Raw genomic sequence first — 17,771 nt, 5'->3', positions numbered from 1 at the left:
CCCACGAGCCTCCAGGGAGGATTTACGGCGTGTCCCGCCAACCCACCCACGCCAGCCCAGCCTGGTCGCCAGCACATCAAGCGCTTCGGCTTCGGCTCTGGCTTTGCTCTGGGCTGGCGCTGGCGCTGGCGCTGGCGCTGGCGCTGGCTCTCCAGCTTCTGAAACAACTTTGCCAATCCAGTCCACAACCGCATCTTGACCGCACCCTGATCCCGCATCGGCGATCATGTGCCCCTCGTTGATGAAGGTGCGCACGATGACGACCAGCAGCTACGCCTCGATCCGGCCCCTGTTGTGGCTGGTATCGCTGGCGATCTTCATGCAGATGCTGGACTCCACCATCGTCAACACCGCCCTCCCCGCCATGGCCCGCAGCCTCGGCGAAAGCCCCCTGCAGATGCAGTCGGTCGTTTTCAGCTATGCCCTCGCCGTGGCCACCTTCATCCCCGCCTCCGGCTGGATAGCCGACCGCTTCGGCACCCGGCGCACCTTCCTCGTCGCCATCATCCTGTTCACCCTCGGCTCGCTCGCCTGCGCCCTCGCCCAGACCCTGCACCAGCTCGTCGGCGCACGCGTCCTGCAGGGCGTCGGCGGCGCCATGCTGCTCCCCGTCGGCCGCCTCGCCGTCATGCGCTCGGTCTCGCGCGAAGAGTTCCTCCGCGCCATGAGCTTCATCGCCATCCCCGCCCTCATCGGCCCGCTCATCGGCCCCACCCTCGGCGGCTGGCTGGTTGAAGTCGCCTCCTGGCACTGGGTCTTCCTGATCAACCTGCCCATCGGCGTCATCGGCTACATCGCCGCCATGAACGTCATGCCCGACCACTACGCCGAGCATCGCACCCGCTTCGACCTGGCCGGCTACCTCATGCTCGCCTTCGGCATGGTCGTGCTTTCCCTCGCCCTGGACGGCATCTCCGGCATGGCCACCCCGCACGCGCTGGTCATGCTCATGACCGTCGCCGGCCTGGCCGCCCTCGTCGGCTACTGGCTGCACGCGGCCAATTCCACCGCACCGCTGTTCTCGCTGGCCCTGTTCCACGTGCCCAGCTACCGCATCGGCATCCTCGGCAACCTGTTCTCGCGCATCGGCAGCAGCGCCATGCCCCTGCTCATCCCGCTGCTGCTGCAGGTCGGCATGGGCATGAGCCCGATGAATGCCGGCCTGCTCATGATCCCCGTCGCCGCCGCCGGCATGCTCTCCAAACGCTACGCCGTCAAACTGGTCGAACGCTTCGGCTACCGAAGGGTGCTGATGGTCAACACCGTGCTGGTTGGCCTGGCAATGGCCAGTTTCATCTTCATGACACCCGGCCAGCCACTGTGGGTGCGCATCGTCCAATTGGCCCTGTTCGGCGCGGTGAACTCGCTGCAGTTCACCGTCATGAACACCGTGACCCTGCGCGATCTCGACCGCGATTTCGCCAGTTCGGGCAACAGCCTGCTGTCGATGGTGATGATGCTCGCCACGGGCTTCGGCGCCGCTGCGGCCGGCAGCCTGCTGGCCGCGTTCGACCACCTGGATGCCCTGCGCGGCGCCACCGCCGCCCTGCACGCCACCTTCGTCTGCGTCGGTGCCATCACCCTCACCTCCACGCTGATCTTCTGGCAGCTGCCCGACACCCGCCCCTCCCCGCGCGATGTGGAAGAGGTCGCTGAGTAGCATCGACCGTTGGTCCGGTGATCAGCACGCGGTCCTTGGCCCGATGACCTGCCCCGCCGCTTACCCGCGCGCCGTGCGCAACGCCCGCGCGATCGCCTCCACCAGCAGCTCACCGGTCACCGGCTTGCGCAGGAAGCCCTGCATGCCCGCCGCGCGCACCTGCTGCTCGATGCCCGGGTCGGTACGCGCGGTCACGGCGATCATCGGCATCTCGTAGCCCTGGTTGTGCAGGTGCCCGGCCAATTCGATCCCCCCCAGCCCGGGCAGGTCCAGGTCCAGCAGCACCACGTCGAACGGCGCCTCGCTGACCTCTCGCAGCGCCGCCAGCGCGTGCTCGGCATGCACCACCTGATGCCCGCGCGCGCCGAGCAGCCCGCTGATCACACTGGCCACGGTCGCATCGTCTTCCACCAGCAGAATCCGCATCGGCGGCAGCTGCTGGCCGTCGCCGCCCCCTGCGAAGCCGGCCGGCGCGGCGACAATATGCAGCGGCAGTGGCAAGGTCAGGCTGAAACAGGTGCCCACCCCCAGTTGGCTCTCGATACCGACCTGACCCTGCATCGCCAGCGCAAGCTCCCGGCAAATTGCCAGCCCCAGCCCGCTGCCACCATATTGCGCGGCCGTCCGCGCGCCATCGGCCTGCTCGAAACGGCGGAACAGCCGCTGCTGTTGATCGCTGCTGATCCCCGGACCGGTATCGGAAACCTCGAAGTACACCCCGCGATCGGCAGACAAGGTCATCGCCTTCAGGCGTACCTCGCCGTGCGTGGTGAACTTGACCGCATTGCCCAGCAGGTTGAGCAGGATCTGTCGCACCCGCACCGCATCGCCGACGCTGCCCAGACCCTTAGGCAACTGGTTGTCGACCACGAAACGCAGTTGCTTCTGCTCGGCCAGCGCCGCCATCAGGGTGCACACGTCGTCGACCAGGTTGTTCACGTCGAACGGCTCGGCCTGCAGCTGCAACCGTCCCGATTCGATCCGTGCCAGATCCAGCGCATCGTTGACCAGGTGCAGCAGGTGTTCGCCGGCATGCCGGATCGATGCGGTCCAGCTGCGCTGCTGCGGATCCAGCGCCGAGCCCAGCAACAGCTCGCTCATGCCCAGCACACCGGTCATCGGCGTGCGTACTTCATGGCCCAGGTTGGCCAGGAAGCGGGTCTTGGCGGCCGAGGCCTGCTCGGCCAGTTCCTGCTTCTGCAACGCCAGCTGGTACGCATGTTTGCGCTGCAGGCGACGTCGATACAGCCACGCGAACAGACTCATCAGCAGCAACGCCAACGAGGTCAACACCAGCAGGCCCGACAAACTGCGCCACCACGGCGGCTGCACCCGAAATTCCAGCGACTGCACCCGCGACCACACCTGGTCGGCCGAGCGCGCCTGCACCTCCAGCCGGTAACTGCCCGGTGGCAGGCGCGAGAACACCCGCTCGCCAGCCGGGCCGACGTCCACCCAATCCGGGTCGTAACCGGCCAGTCGGTAGCGATAGCTGTTGGACGAGGAATCGGCGAAGGACAGCAACCGCGCGACGATGCGCAGGTCGCGATCGGCGTCGGCGATTTCCAGCGGGGTGAGATGGGTCAGGTCGGCCACGCGGTCGCCGCGCCGCACCTCCACCCGTTCGATCACCAGCGGCGCACGCCGGTTGGACGGCCGCACCTGGCGCGGATCGAACACCACCACGCCGGCCGGCGTACCGCCGACGATGCGGCCGCTGGCGGTACGGGTCAAGGTGCTGCGGCGGAACTCCTGGCTGGGCAGGCCATCGTGCACGCCATACAGACGCACGTTGCCCATCTGCGGATCGACCCGGATCAGGCCGCGCGCACTGGCCGCCCAGACCACGCCCTGCGCATCCACCACCAGCCCGGTCGCCGAGACGTCCGGATAGCCCGCACCGCCGCCGATGACCGCCTGCAGCAGCAGCCGGCCGTTCTGCCAGCGGTACTGGCTCAGCCGTCCTTCCTGGGACAGCCACACGCTGTCGTCGGCGGCGGTGGCCACCGCATGGATCGCGCCCGGTGGCGCGCCGGGGACCGGCTCGAACCGCGACCGCGCCGGCACCCAGTGCAGCAGCCCCTGGTTGGTCGCTGCCCACAGGTGGTCCTCGCTGCCGCACATCAGGTCGAGCGCGATCTGCCCCTCCGCCAGTCCCGCATGTCCGGCGGCAATGCGGTGCAGTACCCGACCTTCCAGATCGCGCTGTTGCAGTCCGGTCGACGCGGCGCTCCACAGCCGTCCGCCATCGCACAGCGCCAGCGATTCGATCTGCCCCTCCATCGCCGCATCCACCGCCGCGTCGTTGCCCCACCGCCGCAACGCTGCCTCCTTCGGGTCGTAGCGCAACAACGCATCGCGCGAACCGATCCAGACCCGCCCCAGCGCGTCTTCCTTCACCGATTGCAGCCATTGGTTGCCGTCCACCCAGGTACGGTGCTGCACCACGCGGCCGGTGACCGGGTCGAACTTGTCCAGCGCCCCGTGCGTGCCCACCGTCCATACCCCGCCATCGGCGGCGGCGGACATGCCCAGCACGTAGCCGTTGCGTAGCGAGGACGGATCATCTTCCAGCCGCGACAACACCGAGAACTGCCACCAGCGCGGCAACAGGTGCCACAGGCCGCTGTTGGTGCTGGCCAGCCAGATCCCGCCCTCACGGTCCTCGTAGGCACCGGTCCAGTTCGGTCGCACCTGGCCGCGCGCCACGGCGCTGTACAACGGCACCTGCTGAAACTGGTTGTCGTAGGCGCGGCCCAACCCGGAGCGGGTATCGAGCCAGTAGCCGCCCTGTTCGTCGCGCAGCATCATGCCCAGGATCTGGTCACGCGCATCGACCTTCCACGGCGCCGGCTCGATGCGTCCATCCGGACGCCGCACCACCACCCCGGCATTGGTGGCCACCCACAGGCTGCCGTCGAGCTCGGCGGTAAGGCCGTTGATCAGCTGTTCGTGCAGATAGCGGCTGGACACCCGCTCGAAATCATGCCCGGTCCAGCGCGCCAACCCGGCCTTGGTCCCCACCCAGAGGCTGCCGTCGCGGGTAGTCGCCAATTGCGTAACCGAGGCGGACGGCAGGCTGCGTGGATTGCCATGCTCGGGCATGAAACGGGTGACCTTGCCATTGCGGTCGAGCCGGTGCAGGCCGCCTTCATAGGTGCCGAACCAGACCGTGCCATCGGCGGTGGAGGTAATGCTCCAGATCGTGTTGCTGCCGATCACCGGGTGGCTGGCGCGGTCGAAGAAACGCAGCTCGCGCCGATCGGCCGACATCATCGCCAGTCCGGCGTTTTCGGTGCCGATCCACAGCTGGTTGCGCGCATCCACGTGCACGCTCCACACATGGTTGTCGCGCAGCCCATCCTCGGCACGCCACACCCGGTAGTTGCGCCCGTCGTAACGGGCCAGGCCGTCGTTGGTGGCGATCCACAGGTACCCGTAGCCGTCTTCGGCCATGCGATTGACCGTGTTGGACGGCAATCCGTCGAACACGGTGAGCTGGCGGGGTGTCGGCGGCACGGGCTGCGCGTGGCCGAGCAGCGGCCAGAGCCATGCGATCCCGATCAGGAGCAGCCAACGCAAAGGCACCACCAGTGGATCTCCCGACTCTGTCCGTGGATGCTCGCCAGGGTTGCGACCGCACCGCAGCGCGGTGGGTCGAGCCTGGGGCCAGGTCCGCATGGTAAACGGTTCGCTGCGTGGCGACGATCCACTCAGCCCGGAAGCAGCATACGCACCGCCGCGTACAGTTGATCGCCATCGACCGGCTTGTGCAGCACACCCGCCGCCCCGGCGACGGCCGCGCGTTCGGCCAACCCCGGTTCGCGCCGCGCGGTCAGGATCAACACCGGTACCTGGCAGCCCTGCGTGCGCAGCATGTCCAGCAGCTGCCAGCCATCCACGCCCGGCAGATCCAGGTCCAGCAGCATCACATCGACGCGCGCCGCTGCCACCTCGGCCATCGCCGCCAGTGCATGCCCCGCGGTCACCACGTGCGCACCGCGCGCGCCCAACACCCCGGCGTGGACCTGGGCAAGCAGCGGATCATCTTCGACCAGCAACACCCGCCATGGCGCGCCCGGCTCGCCGGCCGCGACCCCACGGCCGGGGGCTGGCTCATCGTCGCCGTCCGTGCCGGGCGCCAGCGGCAGCCGGAGTACCAGCCACCACCCCGTCCCGGAACGCAATACCACCCGCAGTTGCCCGTCCAGGGCTCGCGCGCAGGTCTGCGCGCGCTCCAGCGCCGCCCGCATCACCGTCTCGGCCGGCATCGGCAGGCCTGCCATCGGCGCGGCCTGCAGATCCAGCAGCATCCCGCCACGACCGGGCAGCCAACCGACCTGGACCGCGATCCGGCAGGCCGACAGCGCGTCGAGTAGACCCTCGATCATCACCTCCAGCAGCTGCCGCAGACGCTGTGGATCCCCGCCCACCCGCACGGGCCCGGGCAGATGCACGCATGCCGCAAAAATGCTGCCCTGCGCGCACAGCACCAGCTGCGTATGCTGTCGCCAGCGCTGCAACACGCTGAGCAGATCAAAACGGGACCATTGCAATGGCACCCGTCCGGCGTCCATGCGCGCATCGTCCAGTGCGTCGTCGAGGATGGCCAGCAGCTGCCGTCCACCGCGCTGGATGCGCGCGACACGCCGGCGCTCCCGCGGTGCCAGCGTCGAGGCAAGCAGCAGCTCGCTCATTCCGAGCACGCCGGTGAGAGGGGTGCGTATCTCATGCCCGAAGGTGGCCAGGAAGCCAGCCTTGGCATCGGCGGACTGCTGTGCCCAGCCCCGTCGCCGCGCCACGGCGCGTCGGGCGCGCATCCGCGCCACGCTGCGCCACAGTCCCCAGCCCATCACCACGCACAGCGCCAGCAGCGCGGTCAGGCGCGCAGCCCGCACGCCGGGATGCTGCCAGTCGCTGCGCTGCACGTGCAGCACCAGCTCCTGCAGGGTCGACCAGCGTCCATCGCCGCCGCGCTCCTGGTACTGCAGTACATGCTGGCCCGGCGCCAGCTGCGGAAAACCGATCGTGCCGCGACTGCGGGTCCGGCTCCAGCCCTGCCCACTGTCACGCAGCCGGAACCGGTACTGCTGCCGTGGATCGAGCTGCGCCGACAGCACCCGCGCGGTGATCTGGATATCGCGATCGTGCGCATGCAACTGCAGCGGCCCCAGCGGGGGCACGGTCAGCAGATGCTCGCCGCGACGCAGCTGCACGCGTTCGATGACCAGGGCCGGCGAGGTCATTGGCCGTGCCAGCTGGGCCGTATCGAACGCCACCGCAGCGCCCTCCTCGCCAACGGCCAGCATCGTGCCCGCGTCCGCCTGCAGGCGCGCGTGCATCACCGCTTCGGGAACGCCGTCGTCCCGTCCATACAGGCGCACCTCGCGGCGTGCCGGGGCCACCCGCAGCAGTCCGGTACCAGCGGTGGCCCACAGCACGTCGCTGCCGTCGGTGGCCATGGCCTGCAGCTGCAGCGGCGGCAGGCCGTCACGCTCGTCCAGACGAAGACGCTGCTGCAGCGCGCCGCGCTGCCACCGGTAGCGGTAGATGACCCCGGCAGCGGCGATCCACAGGCCACCGGCAGGATCGACATGCAGCGCCGTGATGTCTGACGGCGCGCCTGGGACGGTCACCAAGCGCGTCCCATTCCAACGCTTCAGACCAGCCGCCCCGCCCAGCCACACGCCGCCGTCCTGCGCGCAGTGCAGCGACAAAGGCCCCTGCACCGGCACGCCACGGGTATCGACAAGCGGCCAGCGTGCGACCGGTCGTCGATCGGCACCACGCCGTTCGAGCGCGCCATCGCGGATCCGCCAGTAGCGATCCTCGGCGCAGCTCAACTCCGCGCTGGACCTGTGCACCGCGGGGATGAAACCCTCCAGGCCACGTTGTCGCTGCGGCGCCGGTTGTGCACGGAACTGCCGCCAGAGCGGCGGCAGACGCCACACCCCCAGATGCGTCCCGAGCAGCCACGCACCGCCCTGGCGATCCTCGAAGGCCCGCCGCAGGCGTGGCATCGTGCCGTCGCCGGCCGACGCCAACCCGACCGGCGCCGCCGCGCCAGCCCCTGACGGCTGCCGCCATACCCGTTGCCCGTCAGCCCACCACTGCGCATCCTCGCGGCCGATGCCAAGCAGGCGCGCATGCCGATGCAGGGCTACCGCCTGCACGCGCGTGCCACCCTGCACGCGCCAGCGCCCGACGGCGCTGCTGATCCACGGCACACCACCGGCATCGACACCCATGCCGGTGATCGGCGCGGTGGCGAGGGCGGCAACGGCGGGCCGATGGAAGCGACCGTCGTCCCAGCGCGCGAGCCCCTGCGTGGTCCCCACCCAGAGACCACCGTCGGTATCGTGGACGAGATGTTCCACATCGCCGGGCGGGACGCCGTCGCCGCGCAGCGTGGGCAGGTACTGACGCAGGCGCTGCTGCGGGTCGAGCCGGAACAGTCCCGCGCCGCGCGCGCCGAACCAGACGCCGCCCTGTGTATCGGCGAGCAGCACGCTGATCGCCGCACCGGCCAGGGCGGGATGGCGGCTGCCGCCGAACGCATCGATGCGGGTGCGGTCCGCGGACAGCCGCATCACCACGCCCCGGCCGGTCCCCATCCACAGCCGGTCATGCTCGTCCAGCGCCAGCGCCAGCAACTGGTTGTCGACCAAACCCTGTTCGCGTCGCCAGATCCGGAAGTGACGCCCGTCGAAGCGCGCCAGGCCATCGTCGGTGGCAAACCACAGATAACCGTGCCGATCCTCCACCACCTGATGCACGGCATTGGAAGGCAGCCCATCCACCGTGGTGAACCGGAACGCTTCGGGCAACTGCGCCCGCGCACTGCCCCCGGTGCAGACCAGGAGCAACAACGCGGCCAGCATCCGGCGCAGGAGCGTCATCGTGGGTCCGTGCAGGCGCGCAGCGCCACCGCCAACGCGTCGCCGCTCAACGGCAACCGCAGGAAGCCACTGAACCCGGCCGCCAGCGCGTCGCGCTCGGCCGCTGCATCGGCACGCGGGGTCACTGCAACGCGCGGTACGCCGGGCCAACAGCGTGCCAGCAACGCAGCGACCCGCTCGCCACTGATGCGCATATCCGGATCGGCAACCACCAGGTCGCAGGCAACGGCCGGCCACGCTGCAACGTCCTCCGCCACCTGGGGCAGGCAGACCACGTGCTGTCCCTGCGCCCGCAACAGGGCCGCGACCACCGCCGTGGTATCCGCATGCGGCAGCAACAGCACCACGCGTCGCGCCGGTGCGCCCCTCCCGTCGGGTGCACCCGCCGGCGTCGCCAGTGCCGGCGGCCCGGCGACATCCGGCAGCGGCAACCGCACCTCGAAACGGCTGCCCTGGCCCGGCCGAGTGTGGACCTGGATGTCCCCGCCCATCGCCTGGGCCAGCTCGCGACTGATCGCCAGCCCCAGTCCGCTGCCGCCATGGCGTGCGAGCGTGACCGCACCGTCGGCCTGTTCGAAACGCTGGAACAGGCGCCGCACCTGCTCGGCGCTCATGCCCGGGCCGGTATCGGTCACCACCAACACAAGACCACGGCCGCCCGCGCCGCACCTGGCGGATACCTGGACACTGCCCTGCGCGGTGAACTTCACCGCGTTGCCGATCAGGTTCAACAGGATCTGGCGCAGTCGCCGCACATCGCCCAGCAGCCATCGCTGCGGTTCGATGCTGCTGTCCCAGGCCAGGCGCAGCTGCTTGGCCGCAGCCACCGGCAGCAACAGGGCGTGCAGTTCATGCAGCAGTGCCGCCGGGGCGAACGCGCCGGGCTGCAGATGCAGGCGTCCGGCTTCGATGCTGGCCAGGTCCAGCGCATCATCCACCAGTTGCACCAGGTGCCGGCCGGCGCGATGCAGGCTGTCGGCCTGTGCCCGCTGCCGCACGCTCAGCGGTGCCTGCAGCAGCAGTTCGCTCCAGCCGCAGACCACCGTCATCGGCACCCGGATGCGGTGTCCCAGCCGCCCCAGGAAACGGGTGCGTTCGGCCGAGACCCGTTCCGCGCGGCGGTGCTGCAGACGCGCCGCAAGCAGGCGCCGCCGCCACCGCGCCAAGCGGGTGCCGGTACGGCTCGCCGTCAGCAGCGCGAGTGCGGCCGCCAGCGTCAGGCCGATCCTGCCGGGCAGGGTCTGCCACCATGCCGGCGCCACCTGCAGCGCAACGTCCCGCGGCGCCGACCATGGCCCATCGCCATGCCGCGCCTGCACCGCCACCACATGCTCGCCGACAGGCAGGCGCGCGAAGATGCGTTGCGCTACCGGGCCGGTGTCCACCCAGTCCGGATCATGTCCGGCCAGACGGAAGCGATGCTGAATGCGATCCGGATCGCCTGGGCCCAACAGGTTGACCGCAATCTGGATGTTGCGATCGGTACTGGACAGCGACGTCGGTGCCACTCCCGACCGCAGGTTAAGCGCCGTACCGCGCCGCTGCAGTCGGACCGCATTGATCACCAGCGTCGGTACCGGTTGCGGTTGACGCACGCTGCCCGGCTCCAACAGCAACAGCCCGCCTTCGCGCACCGCCGCGGCCAGCGCGCCGGTCGCCACCCGCACCAGGCGCTGGCCAAGAATCTCCTGCACCGGCAGGCCATCGGCGCTGCCCAGTACGCACACCTGACCGTCGCCCGGGTCGAGTCGGATCAGGCCACGCGCCGCGCCGGCCCACACGGTGCCGTGCGCATCCACCGCCAGCGCGTCGGCGCGCAGCAGCGGATAGCCGGACGCCGCATCGAAGCGGCGCACTCGCCGCAGCCGTTGACCCTCCCAGCGGTGCTGCTCCAACGCATCCTGGCGGCTGAGCCAGAGGCTGCCATCGTCGCCCTCGGCAACGGCCGCCAACGGCGTGCCCTGCACTTCGGCGGCCACAAAGCGCCGGCGTGTCGCATCCCAGTACTTGAGCCCCTCGCGGTCGGTCGCCCACAGCATCCCGGTGCGGTCGCACAGCAGTTGGCGCGCCGCCCGGCCACGCGCAAGACCCAGCGCCTGCGGTGCATCGGCATGCAGGCGCACGCCGCCGGCCGACCACTGCTGGATCTGTTGCGCGTGGGCCAACCAGACGCTGCYATCCGGACACGCCTGCAGGTGCATTGGCCCGTCGCCGGAGGGCAGCGCCAGCGGCCAGCGCCGGACCTCGCCGCGGGCCGGGTCGTAGCGCAGCATCTGCCCGGCGCTGGCGATCCACAGACGTTGCCGTGGGTCTTCGGCCATGCCCACGGCCACCGCACTGAAGCCTTCGTGCGGATACGTCAGGTGATCGCTGCTGGCACCGGTGCGCAGGTCCAGCCGCTGCAGACGTCCCTGGCTGCCGGCCACCCACAAGCGCCCGTCGCGGGAAGCGGTCAGCGCGAGCGCGTAATGACTGCGGATACCCGGCAGGCCGTTGGCCGCGGCCGGCAATGCGGTGAACGCGCGCCAGCGCGCCGGCAACCGCCACAGCCCGTGCGCACGGCTGAGCAACCAGATGTCGCCGCGCTGGTCCTGGAGGGCCTGGCGCATCTCCACGCTGCGGGCACGTGGGCCATGCACGGGGCGCAATGCCACCGGCTGCGCGCGTGGCCCGCGATGGAGCATCAGGCCGGCGGCCTGCTGTTGCCACAGCACACCGTCGGCGCTGCGCAGCAGCGGTCGACCCGGCGCGACCGGCTGCAACGCGCCGCCAGCGGCAGCAACGGTCCAGGCCGTGTCCGTGCTGCCCACGTGCATACCGCCGTGCGGGTCGGGCCAGAGCATGTGCACGGCCACGGTCTGCACGCCGACGCGCTGGGCGCGCCCGTCGCGGATGCGACGCAGCCCTTGCGAAGTGCCCACCCACAGCATCCCGTCGCGATCCCGGGCCAATGCGGTGACCGCATCGGCCGCGGTGTCCACACGCTGCCAACGCGGGTTGTCGCTGGCGTGACGGTACAGGTGGCGGTCCGCCCCGATCACCCACACCGCGCCATCGCCGCTGCTGGCAATGGCGTGGATGGTGCCGCTGCGTACCGCCAGCGGCGCCTGTTCGTCGGGACGTTCGAAGCCGCTGCGATCGGCAGGCATCATCACCACTCCCTGCGACGCGGTGCCCAGCCACAGCCGATCGTGGGAGTCGATGTGCAGTGCGTGCAACACGGCATCGACCAGCCCGTCCTCGCGCCGCCAAACCCGTGCGCGCCGCCCATCAAAGCGCATCAGGCCGTCGCTTCCGGCCAGCCACAGATAGCCGGTCGCGTCCTCGGCCATGGCCTGCATGCCGGCGTTCGGCAGGCCCTCGCGAAGCCCCAACTGGTGCGGCCACGGCAGGTCGAGCACGGTGGCGGCCGTGGCGCACGGCCACACCGCGAGCAACGCAGCCAGCCAGAACCCGCACTTCCAACGCCGTGCCACACCGCAGGCCACCGGTTACGTCAACCACGTCACAGTCATCGCACTGACAATAGAGTGATCGAACTGCCAGTGCGGGTTCCTGCCATGCGCTGGATCACATCTTGCTGAGTTGAAGTTCGCATCGATCGCCACTGATCGAAACACCCCGCCTATCTCAGCATGCAGCAGGATGCCCTCAGCCGTCCGGCTGTCGCCCCGCACGCGCCGTTGCGATCGCATCGACCAGCAGGTCGCCGGTGACCGGCTTGCGCAGGAAACCATCGAACCCGCTTTCCAGCACCTGCTGTTCGGCGTACGCATCCGAGCGCGCGGTAACCGCGATCAGCGGCAGCTCGTAACCCAGCGCGCGCAGTTGTCCGGCAATGGCGATGCCATCCAGCGCCGGCAGGTCGAGGTCGAGCAGGCCCACATCGAACGGCCCGGCCGACACCTCGGCCAACGCAGCCAATCCGTGCAGCACGTGCACCACCTCATGACCGCGCGTGCGCAACAGCCCGGCAATCACGTCGGCCACGGTCGGGTCGTCTTCCACCAGCAGGATCCGCAACGGTGGCAACTGGATCCGCGCGGCGTCTTGCGCGTGGCTGGGTGCGCCGCCGCGCCGCAGCGTCCACGGCAGCGGCAAGACCACGCTGAAACGCGCGCCCTGGCCGGGCCGGCTGTCGATGTCGATCCGTCCGGCCATCGCCACCGCCAGTTCCTGGCAGATCGCCAGACCCAGCCCGCTGCCGCCGTACCGCGATGCCGTACGCGGACCATCGGCCTGTTCAAAACGGTGGAACAGGCGCTGCTGCTGGTCGGCGCTGATCCCTGGACCGGTATCGGTGACCTCGAAGGCCACGCCCAGGCCATCGTCGAGCAGCTCCACGCCCAACCCGACATGGCCGCGCTCGGTGAACTTGATGGCATTGCCGAGCAGGTTCATCAGGATCTGGCGCACGCGCATTTCATCGCCACTGACCTGCACCGGGCCGGGCAGGTTGAAGCTGCGTTCGAAGGCCAGGCCACGGTGGTGTGCCATCGGCTCCATCAGTGCCTGCACCTGGGCCAGCATCGACATCAGATCGAACGGACGGATATCCAGTTCGAGCCGGCCCGCTTCGATCCGCGCCAGGTCCAGCGCATCGTTGACCAGCCGCAGCAGATGGGTGCCGGCATGCTGGATCGACGCGGCATAGCCCCGCTGCAGGTCATCCAGCGGCGTGGCCAGCAACAGCTCGCTCATGCCCAGCACGCCGGTCATCGGGGTACGCACCTCGTGCCCGAGCGTGGCCAGGAACCGGCTCTTGGCCTGGGAGGCGTGTTCGGCGATCTGCTGTTTGTGCACGGTCAGCTGCCATTGCTGGCGCCGGCGCAGCCGCACCCGCGCCACGTACACCACCACCGCCACCAGCAGCAGCCACAACACCAGGTACGCCAGGATCGCCCCGTTGCTGCGCCACCACGGCGGCAGCACCTCCACGCTGAGCGTGCGCGACGGCGTCCATTGCCCATGCGAGGTGGCCGCCTGCACATCGATGGCGTACTGCCCCGAGGGCAGGCGCGACAACAGGCGTTCGCCGTCGGAGGCCTGCATCACCCAGTTCTGGTCGTACCCGGAGACCCGGTAGCGATAGCGGTTGCCCTGCGGATTGGCGAAGGACAGCAGGCGGGCGGTGACGATCAGGTCGCGGTCTTCGGGACCGAGCACGATCGGCGCGTCCGGCGGCAGCGATTGCTGGCCCTCGGCGTCGTCGCGGCGCACCTGCAGGTTGTCGATCACCAGCTGCGACGGCGGCAGCGGCAGGTCGGCCGCATCCGGGTCGAACCCGACCAGCCCGGTAGCCGTGACCGCCAGCAGGTGGCCATTGGCGGCACGCACCGGCGGCCGGCCACTGAACTCCACATCCGGCAGGCCGTCGCGTTCGCCGTACAGCCGTAGCTGGCGCTGCTTGCCCTGCCAGCTGAGCAGGCCGCGCGGGGTGGTCGCCCACACCCGTCCCTGCCGGCCGATCACCAGCCCGCCCATCGATACCGGCGGCACGCCCTCGGCGCTACCAACGCGCTCGCGCAGGGTCATGCTCAGGCCATCCCAGCGGTAGCGCTCCAGTGCGCCACTGCGCGCCAGCCACAGCTCATCCGCACCGATCCAGGCCATGTCGAAGATGTTGCCCGGTGCAATCCCCGGCACGTGCTCGAATCGGCCCTCGTTCCAGCGCATCAGGCCCGCCTCGCCCATCACCCACAGTTGCCCGCGTGCATCGAACAGCATCTGCTCGATCGAGGTGTCGGTCAGCCCTCGGTCGGCGTCGATGCGGATCGTGTCGAGCAGCGTGCCCTCGGCATCGCGGCGCTGGATGCCGTAGTTCATGATCGACAGCCATATCTCACCGTTGGGCGCTTGGCGGATCAGATCGATGCGCTGGCGTACATCCGCACCACCGCCGATCTTCCATTCGCGCACCTGCCCGGTACGCGGCTGGAACAGGTTCAGGCGCCCGGCGCGACCGATCCACAGCGCGCCATCGGCACGCGGCAACACCGACCAGTTCGCCCCCACCCCGAGGACATTTTCATCGGCGATCTGGCGCAGCGTGCCGCGCTCGTCCAACCGGTAGATGCCGTGGGCGCCGGACACGTAGAAGTCGTTGCCCGCCGCCGCCACGCCGAGCAGATACACACTGTCCAGCGGCTTGCCGTCCAGCTGGTACCAGGTGGAGAAGCGCCGCCAGTCCGGCGGCAGGTAGGCCAGGCCCTGGGTGAGCATGGCCACCCACAGCCCGCCCTCGTGGTCCTGCAACATGTCCAGCACGCCGCTGCGCGCGGTCAGGAAGCCACTGCCGCCATCCCCGGCCAGCAGTCGCACGTCGCCCTGGTCGCCCCGGTAAAGGCCATCGGCGGTACCAAGCCAATAGCCGCCGTTGCGGTCGTGTACGACCGTGGCCGCGCGGACGTCGGCGCTCAGTGTCCACGGTGCCCTGCGTGCACTGCCATCGGCATCGATGCGGAACAGCCCGCCCTCGGTGCCGGCCCAGATCGTGCCGTCCGGCTCCCGGGTCAGGCGGAAGACGCTTTTGCCACCCAGCACCTCGGTGGCGATGCGGGTGAACCGCTGTCCATCCCAGCGCGCCACGCCACTGCCGGTGCCGACCCAGACCCGCCCCTGCGGATCGGCCAACAGGCTGTAGATGGTGTCGTCGGGAAGACGGGCCGGGTCGGCAGGATCGGCCCGGTAGCGCACCAAGGTGCCGTTTTCCTCGCGGCGGCAGATGCCGTGGCGGTTGGTGCCGATCCACAGCGACTTGCCCGCATAGGCCAGCGACCACACCTGCCCCTCGCAGCCCGCCTCGAGGTCGGGGAAGCGCTGAAAGCGCTCGCGACCGGGCGGCAACATGGACAGACCAACACCACTGATGCCCACCCATACACGGTCGAGCGGGTCCACCAGCAGCGTTTCGATCTCGTTGCCGGGGAGCGAGCCGGGGTCGGCCGGATCGTTGCGCCACACGCGCAGCCCGACGCCATCCACCCGTGCCAGGCCATCATTGGTGGCCGCCCAGACGTAACCTTGGCGATCCTGCGCCAGCGCCAGCACCATCCGCGATGGCATGCCTTCGGCGGCACCCAGCCGGCGCATGCGTGGCGTCTCTACCGAGGCTCCTGCCGATGTCACTGCGGCCCACGAGGCTGCCGGCAGCGTGCATAACGCCAGTACCAGCAACACGATGCCCGCGTACCCGCCACGCGTTCCCATCGCCATCCAGATCTCCTTGTAGCCGCAGATTGTCCCACAGCGCCTGCGGTGGCGCCCGGGCGGCGCTGCCGCACCACCTGCGCGTATCGCTGGAACAGCCTGTTGCCGCGCGGTGCGGGCCCGGCCCGCGCCACGATCTGTTGCAGCCATGGCACTGCTGGCACCGACGGGGCTATGCGTATGATCGACGCTGTCCTCCATGGAGCCCGGCCATGACCCTGCGCCTGACCCTTGCCCTGCTGCTGTGCACCGCTCCACTGGCGGCCCGGGCCGCCGCCGATACCTACCGGCTCGACCCGGTGCACACCCGCGTGCTGTTCGCGGTGGAGCACGCCGGCTTCTCGCATGCGCTGGGCACGGTGTCCGGCAGCGAAGGCGTGCTGGAATTCGATCCGCAGGACTGGCCCGCGGCCAGGCTGAGCGTCACGGTGCCAATCCAGCGCCTGGACCTGGGCGATGACAAGTGGAACAAGGCCACCGCCGCGCGCAACCTGCTCGACACCGGGCGCTTCCCGCAGGCGCGCTTTGTCTCGACCCGGGTTGAACCGATCGATGCTACCCATGCCAACGTCATCGGCGACCTGACCCTGCATGGGGTGACCCGCGAGGTGACCCTGGCAGTCACCCTCAATGCACTCAAACGCCACCCGCTGCCGCCATTCCGCCGTACCGCCGGTTTCTCGGCCACCGCTACGCTCAGCCGCAGCGCGTTCGGCGTTGCCGGCTGGCCGTCGATGATCGGCGACGAGGTGCAGCTGCGGATCGAAGCGGAAGCCGTTCGCGACAGCAGCGCCACCGATCCGCAGCCCGCACCGGCCACCCCCGTATCCCCACAGCCGGTCGAGGAGACCACGCCATGACCGCCAAGAACACCGCCACCCGCTGGGGCGGCGTCAGCCAGACCCTGCACTGGTTGATCGCCCTGCTGATCCTTGCCCTGGGCATCGTCGGGCTGACCATGGGCGAATTCCCCAAGACCCCGAAGTACTTCTGGATCTACACGATGCACAAGTCGATCGGGATCACCGTGCTGGCCCTGGTGGTCGCGCGGCTGGGCTGGCGCCTGTACGCCGGCGCGCCCGATCCGGTGGCGGGCACGCCGACCTGGCAGGAACGCATTGCCTCGGCCACGCACACGCTGCTGTATGTGCTGATGTTCGCCATCCCGCTGTCGGGCTGGCTGTACGACTCGGCCAGCGGGCTGCGTCCATTCCGCTGGTTCGGGCTGGTCGAGGTACCCAAGCTGAGCGGGCCGGACGAGCGCGTCACGCAGGTCTCCCACGCCATCCACGAGTGGGGTTTCTGGCTGCTGATCGCGGTGGTGCTGGCCCACGCCGGCGCCGCGCTTTACCACCATTTTTACCAACGCGATGCCACCCTTGCGCGCATGCTCCCGCAGCGCTGGCTTGCCTCCCCCCAGAAGGATTGACCATGAACATCAAGCTCAACTCCCCCGCCGCGGTCGCCGCCGCCCTCGCCGGCCTGCTCGCCACCGCACCGGTGCTGGCCGCCGACTACGTGCAGGCCCCCGGCTCGGTGCTCGCGTTTGCGACCAAGTACGACGGTGAGGTCTTTACCGGCACCTTCCCGGGCTTCGACACCACGCTCAGCTTCGACCCCGCCAAGCTGGACGGTTCCAGGCTGGAAGTGACCATTCCGCTGGCCGGCGCCAAGAGCGGCAACAGCGACCGGGATTCGACCCTGCAGGGCGCGGACTTCTTCAACGTCGGCAAGTTCGCCCAGGCCAAATACAGCGCCAGCAAATTCCGTTCACTGGGCAACAACCAGTACGCCGCCGACGGCACCCTGGAACTGCGCGGGGTCAGCAAGCCGGTCACCCTGACCTTTACCTGGACCCCGGGCGCGCAGCCGGTGCTCAGCGGCAAGGCCACGGTCAAGCGCCTGGACTTCGGCGTGGGCGGCGGCGACTGGGCCGACACCAAGACCATCCCGAACGAAACCGCGATCAGCACCAAGGTCGTCCTGAAGGCAAAGTGATGCTG

Annotated in this window: 8 protein-coding genes; 4 read left to right on the top strand and 4 right to left on the bottom strand. The window is 69.6% G+C overall.

All coding sequences use genetic code 11. From position 1 onward, the window contains the following. The first annotated feature begins 256 nt into the window (after positions 1 to 256). Positions 257 to 1,660, top strand: coding sequence for a multidrug transporter subunit MdtD (gene mdtD, locus AC1DR7_RS17915; RefSeq protein ID WP_256775804.1), 1,404 nt, complete (start codon positions 257 to 259; stop codon positions 1,658 to 1,660). Positions 1,661 to 1,720: 60 nt separating this feature from the next. Here mdtD and AC1DR7_RS17910 read toward each other — a convergent pair whose 3' ends face one another. From AC1DR7_RS17910 to AC1DR7_RS17895, 4 genes are all read right to left on the bottom strand, one after another. After that, positions 1,721 to 5,251 carry a hybrid sensor histidine kinase/response regulator gene (locus AC1DR7_RS17910; RefSeq protein WP_478052975.1) on the bottom strand — a complete coding sequence of 1,177 codons (3,531 nt, stop codon included), beginning with the start codon at positions 5,249 to 5,251 and terminating at the stop codon, positions 1,721 to 1,723. Between the two features lie 122 nt (positions 5,252 to 5,373). Beyond that, complete coding sequence (locus tag AC1DR7_RS17905) at positions 5,374 to 8,559, bottom strand: ligand-binding sensor domain-containing protein (RefSeq protein ID WP_457318607.1); 3,186 nt, start codon at positions 8,557 to 8,559, stop codon at positions 5,374 to 5,376. After that, the gene (locus AC1DR7_RS17900; protein ID WP_478076594.1) at positions 8,556 to 12,035 is read right to left on the bottom strand and encodes a sensor histidine kinase; all 3,480 of its coding nucleotides are present in this window, start codon (positions 12,033 to 12,035) and stop codon (positions 8,556 to 8,558) included. Before AC1DR7_RS17900 ends, AC1DR7_RS17905 begins: the two co-directional genes overlap by 4 nt. A gap of 175 nt (positions 12,036 to 12,210) precedes the next feature. Next, entirely contained in the window at positions 12,211 to 15,768 is a 3,558-nt protein-coding gene (locus AC1DR7_RS17895) for a hybrid sensor histidine kinase/response regulator (RefSeq protein WP_478051242.1), read from the bottom strand. Positions 15,769 to 15,980: 212 nt separating this feature from the next. On the opposite strand from AC1DR7_RS17895, the gene AC1DR7_RS17890 reads away from it, so the two are divergent. Genes AC1DR7_RS17890 through AC1DR7_RS17880 form a run of 3 tightly spaced genes read left to right on the top strand, consistent with a single transcriptional unit; the run spans position 15,981 to position 17,766 of the window. Continuing rightward, positions 15,981 to 16,628, top strand: a complete 648-nt coding sequence (locus tag AC1DR7_RS17890) for a YceI family protein (RefSeq protein WP_256775807.1) — start codon at positions 15,981 to 15,983, stop codon at positions 16,626 to 16,628. Then, positions 16,625 to 17,197, top strand: a complete 573-nt coding sequence (locus tag AC1DR7_RS17885) for a cytochrome b (protein ID WP_457321165.1) — start codon at positions 16,625 to 16,627, stop codon at positions 17,195 to 17,197. Before AC1DR7_RS17890 ends, AC1DR7_RS17885 begins: the two co-directional genes overlap by 4 nt. Before the next feature lie 2 nt (positions 17,198 to 17,199). Continuing rightward, positions 17,200 to 17,766, top strand: a complete 567-nt coding sequence (locus tag AC1DR7_RS17880; RefSeq protein WP_478051239.1) for a YceI family protein — start codon at positions 17,200 to 17,202, stop codon at positions 17,764 to 17,766. Positions 17,767 to 17,771 lie beyond the last annotated feature (5 nt).

The sequence above is a fragment of the Stenotrophomonas sp. P5_A9 genome (genome assembly GCF_056400525.1).
The sequence above is the reverse complement of the archived record's forward strand: the minus strand, read 5'-3'. Positions and strand labels throughout refer to the sequence as shown.